Source organism: Enterobacter cloacae complex sp. S2 (assembly GCF_015159675.1).
Lineage (GTDB): Bacteria > Pseudomonadota > Gammaproteobacteria > Enterobacterales > Enterobacteriaceae > Enterobacter > Enterobacter intestinihominis.
In genome coordinates this window covers 63857-78614 of the sequence record NZ_JADDTS010000005.1, presented here as the reverse complement: position 1 = coordinate 78614, position 14758 = coordinate 63857, and the positions used below count along the sequence as shown (strand labels likewise).

Genomic DNA, 14758 nt, shown 5'->3' with positions numbered 1-14758 from the left:
CAAAGAAAAGCAATGATCTCAGGAGATAGAATAATGATTACTCTGCGCAAACTTCCTTTGGCAGTTGCCGTCGCAGCGGGCGTAATGTCTGCTCAGGCACTGGCAGTGGATTTCCATGGTTATGCTCGTTCTGGTATCGGCTGGACGGGTAGTGGCGGTGAACAACAATGTTTCCAGGCAACAGGCGCACAAAGTAAATACCGTCTCGGTAACGAATGTGAAACCTACGCCGAACTGAAACTGGGCCAGGAAGTGTGGAAAGAAGGCGACAAAAGCTTCTATTTCGACACCAACGTAGCGTACTCCGTGGCACAGCAGAATGACTGGGAAGGTACCGATCCGGCGTTCCGTGAAGCTAACGTGCAGGGTAAAAACCTGATTGAATGGCTGCCTGGCTCTACCATCTGGGCCGGTAAGCGCTTCTATCAGCGTCATGACGTACACATGATCGACTTCTACTACTGGGATATCTCTGGTCCTGGTGCCGGTATTGAAAACATCGATCTGGGCTTCGGTAAACTGTCTCTGGCAGCGACGCGTTCCCAGGAAGCTGGCGGTTCTTATGCCTTCAGCAGCCAGAACATCTATGACCGTACCAAAGATACCGCGAACGACGTATTTGACGTGCGTTTAGCGGGCCTGGAAACTAACCCGGACGGCGTGCTGGAACTGGGTGTGGATTATGGCCGCGCGAACACGACCGACGGCTATGATCTTGCCGACGGCGCGTCGAAAGATGGCTGGATGTTCACCGCTGAACATACCCAGAGCATGCTGAAAGGCTACAACAAGTTTGTGCTGCAGTATGCGATGGACTCAATGACCACGCAGGGTAAAGGTCTGAGCCAGGGTTCCTATGGTTCTTCCAGCTTTACCATCACGAATCCTGATGGCACGACGACCAACTACGCCAACGATGTGATTAACAACAACGGCAGCCTCTGGCGCATCCTGGACCACGGTGCAATCACCCTGGCCGACAAGTGGGACCTGATGTATGTCGGTATGTACCAGAAACTCGACATGGATGATAACCAGGGGAGTGACTGGTGGACCGTGGGTGTACGTCCGATGTACAAATGGACGCCAATCATGAGCACCCTGCTGGAAGTGGGCTACGACAACGTCAAATCCCAGGAAACCGGCGATCGCAACAGCCAGTACAAAATCACCCTGGCGCAACAGTGGCAGGCTGGCGACAGCATCTGGTCTCGTCCGGCCATCCGTGTCTTCGCAACCTACGCGAAGTGGGATGAGAAATGGGGCTACGCGAAGAACGGTAACGGCGATGCCACCCGTTACGCGATCTCTGACTCCACCGGTAACGGTCGATTCTCTACCAGCCGCGGCGATGACGATGAGTTCTCCTTCGGCGCCCAGATGGAAATCTGGTGGTAACCGCATCCTGATCTGACGATGTAATCTGGGGGGCGAGAGCCCCTCAATTCCTGAGGTACTGCGCGCTATTGCCTGGCCACCGCAGTGCTTACGCTTTCTGAGGTGATAACAATGAAAATGAAGAAAAATCTCGTCGCGCTGTGCCTGTCAGCGGGTCTGCTGGCCTGTGTGCCTGGCGTTACGCTCGCTGACGTCAATTATGTCCCGCAGAATACCAGCGCAGCGCCTGCCATTCCGACAGCCGCTCTACAGCAATTAACCTGGACGCCGGTGGATCAGTCCAAAACGCAGAGCACACAGCTTGCGACGGGTGGCCAACAGCTCAATGTGGCTGGCATTACCGGGCCGGTAGCCGCCTATAGCGTACCGGCTAATATCGGTGAGCTAACGTTGACTTTATCCAGTGAAGTTAACAAACAGACCAGCGTTTTTGCGCCGAACGTTCTGATCCTCGATCAGAACATGACGCCTTCCGCCTATTTCCCCAGCAGCTATTTTACCTATCAAGAGCCGGGTGTAATGAGCGCGGACCGCCTGGAAGGGGTAATGCGTCTGACCCCGGCGCTCGGGCAGCAAAAGCTCTACGTACTGATCTTCACCACTGAAAAAGATTTGCAGCAAACCACCACTCTGCTCGATCCGGCAAAAGCCTATGCCAAAGGGGTTGGTAACGCCATTCCCGATATTCCCGATCCGATTGCGCGCCATACCACCGACGGCTTGCTTAAGCTGAAGGTGAAAACCAACAGCAGCTCCAGCGTACTCGTAGGCCCACTGTTTGGCTCATCTGGCCCGGGTCCGGTAACGGTGGGTAATACTGCCGCGCCTGTGTATGCCGCGCCAGCCGCAGCACCAGCCGCAGCCCCGGCCCCGGCGAAAAAAGCCGAGCCGGTGCTTAACGATACTGAAACTTACTTTAACAACGCCATCAAGCAGGCAGTTAAAAACGGCGATGTCGATAAAGCGCTGAAACTGCTTGATGAAGCCGAGCGTTTAGGTTCAACCACTGCCCGTTCCACCTTTATCAGCAGTGTAAAAGGCAAGGGGTAACCGTCTCCCCACAGTGCTGATTTTGTTAGTCGTTTAGTGCGCCTTCACGGGCGCACTTTTTTTGGCTAAGTTGCACCTTTGTTGCGATAGTGATCGTTAAATTCTGTTTGTCCGTCCTCATTTTGCCAATCTGCGATACAATGCTTTTACGTTATGTATCGGAGAGTCTGGCATGTCACACCCCGCGCTAACGCAGCTGCGTGCGCTACGCTATTTCGACCACATCCCTGCGCTTGACCCGGAACAGCTGGACTGGCTGCTGCTGGAAGATTCCATGACAAAACGTTTTGAGCAACAGGGTAAAACGGTCACGGTGACGATGATTCAGGAAGGGTTTGTCTCGGCTGAAGCGATTGCCAGCGAGCTGCCGCTGCTGCCGCAAGAAGAACGCTACTGGCTGCGTGAAATTTTACTCTGTGCGGATGGCGAGCCGTGGCTTGCCGGGCGAACGGTGGTTCCTGAGTCTACACTTTCCGGGCCGGAGCTTGCACTGCAACGCCTCGGCAAAACGCCGCTGGGGCGCTATCTGTTCACCTCGTCTGAACTGACCCGTGATTTTATTGAAATTGGTTGCGATGCCGATTTGTGGGGGCGCCGTTCCCGCCTTCGTTTGAGTGGCAAGCCGTTAATACTGACGGAACTCTTTTTGCCTGCATCGCCGTTGTACTAAGAGGGAGAAAAAATGGAGTGGAGTCTGACGCAGAATAAGCTGCTGGCCTATCACCGCCTGATGCGTACTGATAAACCCATTGGCGCGCTGCTGCTGCTGTGGCCGACCTTATGGGCGCTGTGGGTTGCCACGCCGGGCGTACCGCCGCTTTGGATCCTGGCGGTGTTTGTGGCGGGTGTCTGGCTGATGCGCGCTGCGGGCTGTGTGGTCAACGACTATGCTGACCGGAAATTTGATGGACATGTTAAGCGCACCGCGAATCGTCCTTTGCCGAGCGGTCAGGTGACCGGGAAAGAGGCGCGCATCCTGTTTGTGGTGCTGGTGCTTCTCTCTTTCATGCTGGTGTTAACCCTTAACACCATGACCATTCTGCTGTCCGTCGCTGCTCTGGCGCTGGCTTGGGTCTACCCATTTATGAAGCGATACACCCATCTGCCGCAGGTGGTATTGGGTGCGGCATTTGGCTGGTCGATTCCCATGGCGTTTGCCGCGGTCAGCGAGTCCGTTCCGCTCAGCTGCTGGCTGATGTTCCTGGCGAATATTCTCTGGGCCGTTGCGTACGATACCCAATACGCGATGGTCGATCGCGATGACGATCTCAAGATTGGCATCAAATCGACAGCGATCCTGTTTGGCCGTCACGACAAACTGATCATCGGCATATTGCAGGTGGCGGTGCTGGCGTTGATGGTGGCGATTGGTCGCCTGAACGGGCTGAACTGGGAGTTTTACTGGTCCGTGCTGGTGGCGGGTCTGCTGTTTGCGTATCAGCAGAAGCTGATCGCGAAGCGCGAGCGTGAAGCCTGCTTTAAAGCGTTTCTGAATAATAACTACGTCGGGCTGGTGCTGTTTATGGGGCTGGCGATGAGTTACTGGTCATAAAAAAACCGGGTGGCGGCTTCGCCTTACCCGGCCTACGATTTAGCAGAACATGAAGGCCGGGTAAGCGTTAGCGCCACCCGGCTTTAACATCACTCGCCCTGCGTCGAACTCTCAATCGTTAAACGCACATCCGCGGTAATCAGCTCTGCCAGCATCTGGTAAACCTTCATCGTCTCTTCCGGCTCAGCATCGCCCGTATCGCTAATGTAACCTTCGTCGCGCAGCGTCAGCACCAGGGAGCTGAATACCGCTTTGTCGAAGAATTCCGGGGCGTTAATGCCATGCAGAACGGACAGGCGCTGGGCCAGCGTCCGACTCTCTTTTTCCAGCGTACCGCGGTTGATTGACGGGTTAGCACTCAATAACCAGAAGGTAATGGCGTAGCGCTGCAACGTCTCACGCGCACCGGAAGCCAGGAGCTGCAAGGTTCGGGAACGTGACGGATTGATATGCAGTTCGTCATCACTGATGGTAATCAGCCCCTGACGACGCATCTCTGCGGACATTTTATCGAGCTCTGCCGCCAGCTCATCGTTACTCCAGCGCAGGAACAGCTCCGCTTTCAGCATCGGATAGATGGCCTGAATATGGCGCAGCAGCTCCTGACGCGAAATACGGCGGTGCTGGGTAATAATGGCAGCCATCAGTGACGGCAGCATCAGCATGTGAGTGATGTTATTACGGTAGTAGGTCATCAGCACGGCCTGCTCGCGCGGCAGAATGATGATGTCACCAATCGTATCTTTCTCGACTTCGAACTTGTTCATCTGCAACGCGTGATCGATCAATTCGCTGGCGGTGGCAGACGGCACGGTCGAATCCACGGAATACGGCACGTTGCGCATGATATCCAGATAGCAATCAATCTGCTCGGTCAGCTGTTCACGGGTCAGTGAACGCTGGCGAGAGGCCAGAAGCGCGGTACAACACAGGTTCATGGCGTTTGCCGCACCAGCATTGTTGATGCGTACCATCAGCTCGGATGCAATGCCGTTGACCGTTGGCGTCAGCCAGGCCGGACGTACCGCTTCGATAGGATCAATAGACTCGCGCCACTCCGGAACATGATGGTTCAGATATGTCATCAGGGGCAGAGGCTCGCCAAAGTTCACGTAGCCCTGACCGAGGTTGCGCAATTTACTCAGACCACGCAGCATCTGCGGCAGACTCTCTTTCTCTTTGGTCGCACCGCGCAGCTCTTTCGCGTAGGTGCCCACTTCCATCACGTGTTCATAACCGATGTAAATAGGCACCAGCGTAATAGGACGCGTACCGCCACGCAGCATGGCCTGAATGGTCATCGACAGCGTGCCGGTCTTCGGATCGAGCAGACGACCGGTACGGGAGCGACCGCCTTCAACAAAGTACTCCACGGAATAACCGCGGCTGAACAGCTCGCCCAGATACTCCCTGAAAACGGTGGAGTAGAGCTTGTTACCCTTGAAGGTACGACGAATGAAGAACGCACCCAGACGGCGGAAAATCGGACCTGCTGGCCAGAAGTTCAGGTTGATACCGGCAGCAATATGCGGCGGCACCAGGCCCTGGTGATAGAGCACGTAAGAGAGCAGCAGGTAGTCCATGTGGCTGCGGTGGCAGGGCACATAGACAATCTCGTGGCCGTCATGCGCTAACTGACGCACGCGCTCGGCGTTGTGGACGTTAATCCCCTGATAGAGGCGGTTCCACGTGAAACCGAGAATACGGTCAGAGAGACGAATCATCTCGTAGGAGAAGTTCGCGGCGATCTCTTCCATCAGCGCGATTGCGTTCTGCTGCGCTTTCTCGTGCGAAATCTTCTTGCTGCGCGCTTCGTCTTCTACGGCACGGGCAATCGCTTTGGAAGCCAGCAGCTTGTTAAACAGATCCTGACGCGCCGGGAGACGTGGCCCAACGGCCGCCAGACGCTGACGTGCAAAGTGCATACGCGCAACGCGCGCCAGCTTTTGCGCAATGATTTTGTCAGTACCGTGTTCATCCGCCATGCGGCGCAGTGAAACGGAAGGCGAAAAGCGAACAAAGCTGTCGCGTCCCAGCCATGAGACGGCGAAGAATTTCTGAATGCCGTTGAGCATACGCAGCGGCGGGTTCTCTTCCCCTTTTTCACGCCCCGGACGACGGCCAAACATCACCGACACCGGCACCATCTGCACGTCCAGATCGGGGTTGCTGCGGTGCAGATCGAGGTAATCATGGAACAGCTTAATGGACTCTTCTTTCGGCGTGTAATAGGTGAACACGCGCGGTCCGCCATGGATGAACACGTAGCGCGGCAGCAGCGTACCGTCGACTTCCAGCGGTTCAAGCGGGTCAGGTAAATCGTGCGCCAGACATTGAGCGCGAAGCGTTAGCAGGTCTGCCTTCGAGTTATAAGGCAAAACGTACATAATAGGGCGCGACGTATCGAGCCCTAATTCCAGCGCAGGTTCTGCTGGGATAGACTTACTTTTTACCAGTACGCTTAATGGTAAATTAAGTAATTTGTAGTAAATTCGTGGCCAGCCGGACATAAACGATGTAAAGCCTCTGGTTAATAATGCAATTGCGGCGCAAGGATAACAGAAAGCGCGCAAAATTTCTGTTGTTACCCGTCATACTTCAGGTCGCAGCAAAACGCGCTGCGGCTTTAGTTACTGACGCTATTTATCATAAAAGGTTCTTTTAATGGCCAATAATACCACTGGGTTAACTCGAATCATTAAAGCTGCCGGTTATTCATGGAAAGGTTTCCGCGCCGCATGGGTTAATGAAGCCGCTTTCCGCCAGGAAGCGGTTGCCGCAATCGTTGCCGTTGTCATCGCCTGCTTCCTTGATGTTGATGCTATCACCCGCGTACTGCTCATCGGATCTGTCCTTCTGGTGATGATAGTGGAAATTCTTAATAGCGCTATTGAGGCCGTTGTTGACCGAATCGGGTCGGAATTCCATGAACTGTCTGGCCGGGCGAAAGACATGGGTTCCGCTGCCGTACTGCTGTCGATTATCACGGCGGCGATCACCTGGGTCACGCTACTTTGGTCGCATTTCCGATGAGCCTCGAGGAATAATTAAGTCCCTGGTTTTTTGTGCAGTTTTTGGTTCCAAAATCGCCTTTGACTGTATATACTCACAGCATAACTGTATATACACCCAGGGGGCGGTATGAAAGCGTTAACGACCAGGCAGCAAGAGGTGTTTGATCTCATTCGGGATCATATCGGCCAGACGGGTATGCCACCCACGCGTGCAGAAATTGCGCAGCGTCTGGGCTTCCGTTCTCCTAATGCTGCCGAAGAGCACCTTAAGGCGCTTGCGCGTAAGGGCGTGATTGAGATTGTTTCCGGCGCCTCACGCGGCATCCGTCTGCTGGTGGAAGAAGAGAGCGGTATTCCGCTGGTGGGCCGCGTAGCCGCAGGTGAACCTCTGCTGGCGCAGCAGCACATCGAAGGGCACTATCAGGTTGACCCAGGCATGTTCAAGCCGAGCGCCGATTTCCTGCTGCGCGTTAGCGGAATGTCCATGAAAGATATCGGTATTCTGGATGGCGATCTGCTGGCGGTACACAAAACGCAGGACGTGCGTAACGGGCAAGTCGTGGTGGCGCGCATTGATGATGAAGTGACGGTTAAGCGCCTGAAAAAACAAGGCAATACCGTGCAGCTTCTGCCTGAAAACAATGAATTCTCCCCGATTGTGGTGGATCTCCGCGAGCAGAGCTTCTCTATTGAAGGGCTGGCGGTCGGCGTTATCCGCAACGGTGAATGGCTGTAATCTCTTCCTGACAGGCTGTAGTTCCTCTACAGCCTGGCCTGTTTTCTGATTCCGGTAATTTCCATGGCATTGCTAACTTCTGCCGATAAGGCGTTGTGGCGTCTTGCGCTACCGATGATTTTTTCCAATATTACCGTTCCTCTGCTGGGGCTGGTGGATACGGCGGTAATCGGGCATCTGGATTCGCCGATTTACCTGGGCGGCGTCGCGATCGGCGCAACGGCGACCAGCTTCCTCTTTATGCTGCTACTTTTTCTGCGCATGAGTACGACAGGCCTGACGGCCCAGGCGTATGGTGCAAAAGATCCCCTGCGTCTGGCGCGTGCGCTGGTTCAGCCGCTCATTCTGGCGTTCGGTGCTGGCGCGTTAATCGTTCTGTTGCGTACGCCGCTGATTGATCTTGCGCTCCATATTGTAGGCGGCAGCGATGCCGTACTGGAACAAGCCCGGCGGTTCCTCGAAATTCGCTGGCTCAGCGCGCCCGCTTCACTGGCAAACCTGGTCCTGCTGGGCTGGCTGCTGGGCGTGCAGTATGCCCGCGCGCCGGTGATCCTGCTGGTGGTGGGTAACCTTCTCAATATTGTCCTCGATCTCTGGCTGGTAATGGGGCTGCACATGAACGTCCGGGGCGCGGCGCTGGCTACGGCAATTGCCGAGTACGGGACGCTGCTGATCGGTTTGGGGATGGTCTGGCGCGTGCTGGCGATGCGCGGTATCACCCTGGATCTGCTGAAATCGGCCTGGCGCGGCAATATGCGTAAGCTGCTGGCGCTTAATCGCGACATCATGCTCCGTTCGCTCCTGCTGCAACTCTGCTTCGGCGCATTAACCGTTTTTGGTGCGCGTCTTGGGCCTGAGATCGTCGCCGTCAACGCAGTGCTCATGACGTTACTGACCTTTACCGCTTACGCGCTGGATGGTTTTGCTTACGCCGTCGAGGCGCATTCAGGGCAGGCTTATGGCGCGCGTGAAAGCGGCCAGTTACGCGAAGTCTGGCGTGCAGCCTGTCGTCAGGCGGGTCTGGTGGCGCTGGTCTTTGCTCTGGTTTACGCCTGTTTTGGTGGGCATATTGTCGCGCTTCTCACCTCGTTGCCCGCGCTACGTGAGCTGGCCGATCGCTACATCCTCTGGCAGGTAGTATTACCGGTGGTGGGCGTGTGGTGCTATTTGCTGGACGGCATGTTTATTGGTGCGACGCGAGGGGCGGAGATGCGCAACAGTATGGCCGTCGCTGCGGCGGGGTTCGGCCTGACGCTGCTGACCTTGCCGTATCTCGGCAATCATGGTCTGTGGCTCGCGCTGGCGGTGTTTCTCTCACTGCGTGGCCTTTCGCTGGCCGTTATCTGGCGTCGTCACTGGCGAAACAATACCTGGTTTCCAGCCCCGCACGATATATCGTAACGGTTAAAGATTCCGAATATAAAAATAAATGCCGAATCCTTAACTACAATAATAATCACGTCCAGCAGAATAGAACGAAGCGGACGACACTCATAGACGCTTAACACGAGGACACGATTATGAATAAAGACGAAATCGGCGGCAACTGGAAGCAATTCAAAGGTAAAGCGAAAGAACAGTGGGGTAAGCTGACAGATGACGATATGACCGTCATTGAAGGTAAGCGCGATCAGCTGGTAGGTAAAATCCAGGAGCGCTACGGTTATGAAAAAGATCAGGCGGAAAACGAAGTCAAAGACTGGGAAACCCGTAACGACTACCGCTGGTAACCGGCACTATCCCCAAGGGCGGCTCTGAGCCGCCTTTTTCTTTGGCCTTAACGCGGCTTTTTCTTCACCAGGATAGAGTGATCGTGCTGACAGGCATCCTGATGACGGCATGACTCCACCTCCACGCAGGCAGAACATAAGCCGTGGGCTTCGATCACATTATGACGCAGCGCAAAGCCCATTCTGGCTGCCAGCGTATGCATAATATCTTCCACACCTTCCGCACACTCTTCCTTCACCACGCCACAGCGATCGCAGATAAACATGGCGGACGTGTGAGTAGGCTGGTCAAAAAGATGGCACAGCACATAGCTGTTTGTTGATTCCACTTTATGCACAAACCCTTGCTCCAGCAGAAAATCCAGCGCCCGATAGACGGTCGGCGGTTTTGCCTGCGGCTCGCTTTCACGCAGCAGGTCGAGCAGATCGTAAGCGCTGATGGCACCCTGTTGCAGGCTCATCAGACGCAGTACCTCAAGGCGCTGCGGGGTCAGGCGCACATTGCGTTGCGCACAGAGCTTTTCAGCTTGCGCTAACAGCTCTTTTGTGGACTTGTCCATCGGGCACCTCGGATGTGGTAAGGGGTGAAAACCCTCACTTTATCATGTTCTGTTAAAAACACCGAGATCCGCCGGGCTGTGCTATACCTGACGCATCGCAAATGGGGAGAATGCATGATGAAAAGACCTGACTGTATTCGGCACTGGCGGGACGTGGAAGGCGCCGATGACGCAACGTATCCGGACAGCAATGAACGGTTTTCTATTGGCGCGCCGCTGGCCCGCAAGCTGGGTCTCGGCCGCATTGGTATTCACCATGAACGGCTGCCGCCCGGACGCCGTACTTCTTATCCGCATGCGGAAAGCGACGAAGAGGAGTTTGTTTACGTTCTGGAGGGTTACCCTGAGGCCTGGATCAATGGTTATCTGTGGAAGCTTGAACCCGGAGACAGCGTGGGATTTCCTGCCGGCACGGGCGTGTGCCATACCTTTATCAACAACACCGATGAAGAGGTGCGCTTGCTGGTAGTGGGGGAGGCCAATAAAAAACATAACCGCATCTACTATCCCCTCAATCCGGTGTATGCCGTGACGCGCGAAGACCACTGGGTAGACCATCCGCCTCAGTTTTTTGGCCCGCACGATGGAAAACCTGGGCGAAAATAATTTCCTCTTCTATAAATATTGATGGTCGTCACACATTAGAACAGGCCGGGATGGAATTTAACTTAGGGAAATAGCGGGTCTTTTTGTACTTATTCACAGCAATAGTTCGTTCCTGTTTGGGTGATAACAGACAGGGTTAACTAATAACAAACTATTTACGAGCACACTGTGAAAAAACATTTTAAATTTTCGATGGTTAGCATTGCTGTCTCCTTTTTTATGGCAAATCAGGCGGGAGCAGCCAATACCTGGACGGAAGCGCGTAGCGACGCAATGGGCGGAACGGGTGTCGCGGCAGGGAGCTATGGCAGCGGGGCGTTAATCAACCCCGCGTTACTGGCAAAATCTAAGCCCGAGGATGATGTGACGGTCATTTTGCCGTCCGTTGGCGTGCAGGTGACCGATGAAGACAATCTTCAGGACGAGATTGATACCATTAACGATAAAATCAATCATTACAAGGACGTGGTTGATAGTCTGACCCCCATTGATATCATCACGAATCCATTAGGTTCGATCAATCAGTTCCAGGGCGCAGCGAAAGATCTCGCTGATGAGCTGGACTACCTGAAAGGCAAAACCGCACACGCCACCGCAGGGGCGGGGATTGCCGTCAGTATCCCTAACGATGTCCTTTCCGTGGCCTTTATGGCAAAAGGCTATGCACATGGCCGCGTCAGCTCTTCAATCGATCAGCAGGACATTGATTATCTGCGCGGCATACAACGAAGCGATGCGGTGGCTGCCGGTGTGGCGCTGGATGCCGCGCTAAACGGTTCCGATCAGATCACCAAAAACCTTAACTCTACGGCGTCTGGTCGGGCGGCGATTGTGTCCGACTACGGTATTGCGGTAGCCCGTCAGTTCGATCTTGGCGGCGTTCCGGTTTCCGTTGGCGTCACGCCGAAGCTGCAAAAAACCTGGCTCTATAACTACACTACCTCAATCTACGATTACGACAGTAATAAGTGGAACGACAGCCGCTACCGTACCGACGACACTGGCTTCAACGTTGATGCCGGTATTGCTGCTGATTTCGGTGAAAACTGGACGGTCGGCGTGAGCGGGCAAAACCTGATGTCGCGCGATATCGATACCAAAGATATCCGCATTCGCAACGGGCGTACGGGAGAGGTGGTGAGTTATAAAGACACTTATCAGATCCGTCCGCTGGTCACTGCCGGGGCCGCCTGGCACAACGATCTGGTCACGCTGACCGCAGATGGCGATCTGACCGAAACCAAGGGCTTTAAAAGCGAAGACACCTCCCAGTACGTTGGCGTCGGTGCCGAAGTCACGCCACTGAGCTGGCTGGCAGTACGCGCCGGTTATCGTGCGGATATGAAAGGGAACGACAGCAACGTCTTTACCGGCGGTGTCGGTTTCGCGCCGTTCAACTCCGTCCACGTTGACCTGATGGGGCTTTATGGCGAAGACGAGACCTGGGGTGCAGGGGCACAGTTGAGCATGACGTTCTAAAGTGCACCGGAGGCGCTGCGCCTCCGGCTTTTCTTTGTGCTATAGTAGCGCCCCTTTTCCACCAGATGCTTAAAAGTTCGCCATGTCGTCAGAATTCCAGACCGCTTTCCCTGCACACCGTTTTTCCATTGCGCCAATGCTCGACTGGACGGACAGACACTGCCGCTATTTCCTGCGTCAGCTCTCCCGCCATACGCTTCTGTACACCGAAATGGTCACTACCGGCGCAATTATTCACGGCAAAGGCGACTATCTGGCGTACAGCGAAGAGGAGCATCCGGTTGCGCTGCAACTCGGTGGCAGCGATCCGGCTGCGCTGGCGCAGTGCGCGAAGCTGGCCGAAGAACGCGGCTATGACGAGATTAACCTCAACGTCGGTTGTCCGTCCGACCGTGTGCAAAACGGCATGTTCGGCGCGTGTCTGATGGGAAATGCGCACCTGGTGGCGGACTGCATCAAAGCGATGCGCGACGTCGTCTCTATCCCGGTCACGGTCAAAACCCGTATCGGCATAGACGACCAGGATAGCTATGAGTTTCTGTGTGATTTCATCAACACGGTATCAGGGAAGGGTGAATGCGAGATGTTTATCATCCACGCCCGTAAAGCCTGGCTCTCAGGCCTCAGCCCGAAAGAAAACCGCGAGATCCCGCCGCTGGACTACCCGCGCGTGTACCAGCTGAAACGCGACTTCCCACACCTGACCATGTCGATCAATGGCGGTATTAAGTCGCTGGACGAGGCCAAAGCGCACCTCGAACATATGGATGGCGTGATGGTCGGACGCGAGGCGTATCAGAATCCGGGCATTCTGGCGACGGTTGACCGGGAAATCTTTGGCGTTGAGGGTGCTGACACCGATCCCGTGGCCGTAGTGCGCGCCATGTATCCGTACATTGAGCGCGAGCTGAGTCATGGTACGTATCTGGGCCACATTACCCGCCATATGCTTGGCCTGTTCCAGGGCATTCCTGGTGCGCGTCAGTGGCGTCGTTATCTCAGCGAGAACGCGCATAAAGCCGGTGCGGATATTGAGGTACTGGAACACGCGCTGCGTCTGGTTGCGGATAAACGTTAAATTTCGCTAAAAGATGGTCAAATACGCCACGCCCTGCAACACATTGCGGGGCGTTTTGCTTTCAGAACAACAACTTATTTTTGGCATGATTCTTGTAATGATCGCAGCATCATTCGGGAACTCGTGGGAGAGCACCATGCTGGAACTACTTTTTGTGATTGGCTTCTTTATCATGCTGATGGTCACGGGCGTGTCGCTGCTCGGTATTCTGGCCGCGCTCGTTGTGGCCACGGTGGTGATGTTTGTCGGCGGTTTATTTGCCCTGACGATTAAACTCTTGCCGTGGTTACTTCTGGCGATTGCGGTGGTATGGGCTATACGGGCGATTAAATCGCCAAAACTGCCCACTTATCAGCGTAATAACCGCTTCCGTTACTAAGGTATTGAGGGGTACGTCACATACCTGCAACTTTTCCGGCAGCAATCTTTATAACAGAATAGGATTTACTTATCGAATCTGTCACTATGGCTGCCGCTAAAGAATTCATCGAGCTGTACCCTACATACAGCCGAACTAAAAAAAAGAAAGGGCTTCCCATGGGAAGCCCAATTTCTTTTTATGGCTCAGGGAATTAACAGACTTGAGCCCTGGGTTGCCCGGCTCTCCAGCACCTCATGCGCACGTTGCGCATCGGTCAGCGGATATTTCTGCGCTTCTGCCACATCCACTTTGATCACCCCGCTGGCGATCAGCGAGAACAGCTCGTTGCTGGCTTCCTCAAGTTCTTCCCGATTAGTGATGTAACCTTGCAGGGAAGGGCGGGTGACATACAGCGATCCTTTCTGATTCAAAATGCCCAGGTTCACGCCGGTGACAGCCCCGGAGGCGTTACCGAAGCTCACCATCAGCCCGCGACGTTGCAGGCAGTCCAGCGAAGATTCCCAGGTGTCTTTCCCCACCGAGTCATACACCACGCGTACCTTTTTGCCACCAGTGATCTCTTTCAGCCGCTCAACGATGCTCTCTTCCCGGTAGTTGATCACCTGCCATGCGCCCGCGTCCAGCGCGCGCTGCGCTTTTTGCGCGCTGCCTGTGGTGCCGATCAGCTTCGCCCCCAGGGCTTTCGCCCACTGGCAGGCAATCAGCCCTACGCCACCTGCGGCTGCGTGAAACAGGAATTGCTCGTCAGGCTTAATTTCGTAGGTTTTGCGCAGCAGATAATAGACCGTCAGCCCTTTCAGGAATGAGGCGGCAGCCTGCTCGAAGCCGATCGCATTTGGCAGAAGCGCCGCTTTCTCGGCCGGAACGTTATGGATGGAGCTGTAAGCGCCCAGCGCCGACTGCGCGTACACCACGCGATCGCCTTCCTTAATGTGCTTAACCGCGCTGCCCACTTTGCTGACGATACCGGCCGCCTCGGTGCCCAGTCCGCTCGGCATCGACGGAGGCGGATAGAGACCGCCGCGAATATAGGTATCGATGTAGTTAATGCCGATTGCTTTGTTTTCAACCTGGATTTCGTTCTCGCCAGGTGCCGTGGGGGTAAACTCCACGGCTTGCAGTACGTCTGGCCCGCCATGTTTCTGGAACTCAATGCGTGTTGCCATGCTCCCT

The 14758-nt window shown here is 54.9% G+C and carries 15 protein-coding genes; 12 read left to right on the top strand and 3 right to left on the bottom strand.

All coding sequences use genetic code 11. The annotated features are described in order from the left end of the window. Positions 1–30: 30 nt before the first annotated feature. From IPZ49_RS04300 to ubiA, 4 genes are all read left to right on the top strand, one after another. A complete protein-coding gene (locus IPZ49_RS04300) occupies positions 31–1398 on the top strand; it encodes a maltoporin (protein WP_032621777.1) in 1368 nt (455 codons plus the stop codon). A 111-nt stretch (positions 1399–1509) separates the two neighbouring features. Continuing rightward, positions 1510–2448, top strand: coding sequence for a maltose operon protein MalM (gene malM / locus IPZ49_RS04295; RefSeq protein WP_032627019.1), 939 nt, complete (start codon positions 1510–1512; stop codon positions 2446–2448). Positions 2449–2620: 172 nt separating this feature from the next. Beyond that, entirely contained in the window at positions 2621–3118 is a 498-nt protein-coding gene (gene ubiC, locus IPZ49_RS04290) for a chorismate lyase (protein WP_058677314.1), read from the top strand. Positions 3119–3130: 12 nt separating this feature from the next. After that, positions 3131–4000: a 4-hydroxybenzoate octaprenyltransferase gene (ubiA, locus tag IPZ49_RS04285; RefSeq protein WP_023305257.1), complete on the top strand. Its 870-nt coding sequence runs from the start codon at positions 3131–3133 to the stop codon at positions 3998–4000. Between the two features lie 89 nt (positions 4001–4089). On the opposite strand, the gene plsB is transcribed toward ubiA, so the two are convergent. Beyond that, entirely contained in the window at positions 4090–6510 is a 2421-nt protein-coding gene (plsB, locus tag IPZ49_RS04280; RefSeq protein ID WP_022646738.1) for a glycerol-3-phosphate 1-O-acyltransferase PlsB, read from the bottom strand. A 154-nt stretch (positions 6511–6664) separates the two neighbouring features. Here plsB and IPZ49_RS04275 point away from each other — a divergent pair, with 154 nt between their 5' ends. From IPZ49_RS04275 to IPZ49_RS04260, 4 genes are all read left to right on the top strand, one after another. Then, entirely contained in the window at positions 6665–7033 is a 369-nt protein-coding gene (locus IPZ49_RS04275) for a diacylglycerol kinase (protein ID WP_006810487.1), read from the top strand. Between the two features lie 108 nt (positions 7034–7141). Further along, positions 7142–7750: a transcriptional repressor LexA gene (lexA, locus tag IPZ49_RS04270; protein ID WP_003860318.1), complete on the top strand. Its 609-nt coding sequence runs from the start codon at positions 7142–7144 to the stop codon at positions 7748–7750. Positions 7751–7813: 63 nt separating this feature from the next. Beyond that, positions 7814–9151 (top strand): MATE family efflux transporter DinF, encoded by a 1338-nt coding sequence (gene dinF, locus IPZ49_RS04265; RefSeq protein WP_022646740.1) that lies wholly within the window; start codon positions 7814–7816, stop codon positions 9149–9151. Between the two features lie 119 nt (positions 9152–9270). Continuing rightward, positions 9271–9480, top strand: coding sequence for a CsbD family protein (locus IPZ49_RS04260; protein ID WP_003860314.1), 210 nt, complete (start codon positions 9271–9273; stop codon positions 9478–9480). A 47-nt stretch (positions 9481–9527) separates the two neighbouring features. On the opposite strand, the gene zur is transcribed toward IPZ49_RS04260, so the two are convergent. Continuing rightward, positions 9528–10040 (bottom strand): zinc uptake transcriptional repressor Zur, encoded by a 513-nt coding sequence (gene zur / locus IPZ49_RS04255; protein ID WP_006810484.1) that lies wholly within the window; start codon positions 10038–10040, stop codon positions 9528–9530. A 117-nt stretch (positions 10041–10157) separates the two neighbouring features. Between zur and IPZ49_RS04250 the strand changes: the two genes are divergently transcribed. The 4 genes from IPZ49_RS04250 to pspG all read left to right on the top strand — a co-directional run bounded on the left by IPZ49_RS04250 (position 10158) and on the right by pspG (position 13582). Then, complete coding sequence (locus tag IPZ49_RS04250) at positions 10158–10646, top strand: cupin domain-containing protein (RefSeq protein WP_022646741.1); 489 nt, start codon at positions 10158–10160, stop codon at positions 10644–10646. Between the two features lie 192 nt (positions 10647–10838). Next, positions 10839–12125, top strand: a complete 1287-nt coding sequence (gene traF / locus IPZ49_RS04245; protein WP_227414713.1) for a conjugal transfer protein TraF — start codon at positions 10839–10841, stop codon at positions 12123–12125. A gap of 82 nt (positions 12126–12207) precedes the next feature. Continuing rightward, positions 12208–13203, top strand: a complete 996-nt coding sequence (gene dusA, locus IPZ49_RS04240; RefSeq protein ID WP_003860304.1) for a tRNA dihydrouridine(20/20a) synthase DusA — start codon at positions 12208–12210, stop codon at positions 13201–13203. Positions 13204–13339: 136 nt separating this feature from the next. Further along, positions 13340–13582, top strand: a complete 243-nt coding sequence (gene pspG / locus IPZ49_RS04235; protein ID WP_017382623.1) for an envelope stress response protein PspG — start codon at positions 13340–13342, stop codon at positions 13580–13582. Positions 13583–13767: 185 nt separating this feature from the next. Here pspG and IPZ49_RS04230 read toward each other — a convergent pair whose 3' ends face one another. Then, entirely contained in the window at positions 13768–14751 is a 984-nt protein-coding gene (locus IPZ49_RS04230) for a quinone oxidoreductase (protein ID WP_022646744.1), read from the bottom strand. Positions 14752–14758 lie beyond the last annotated feature (7 nt).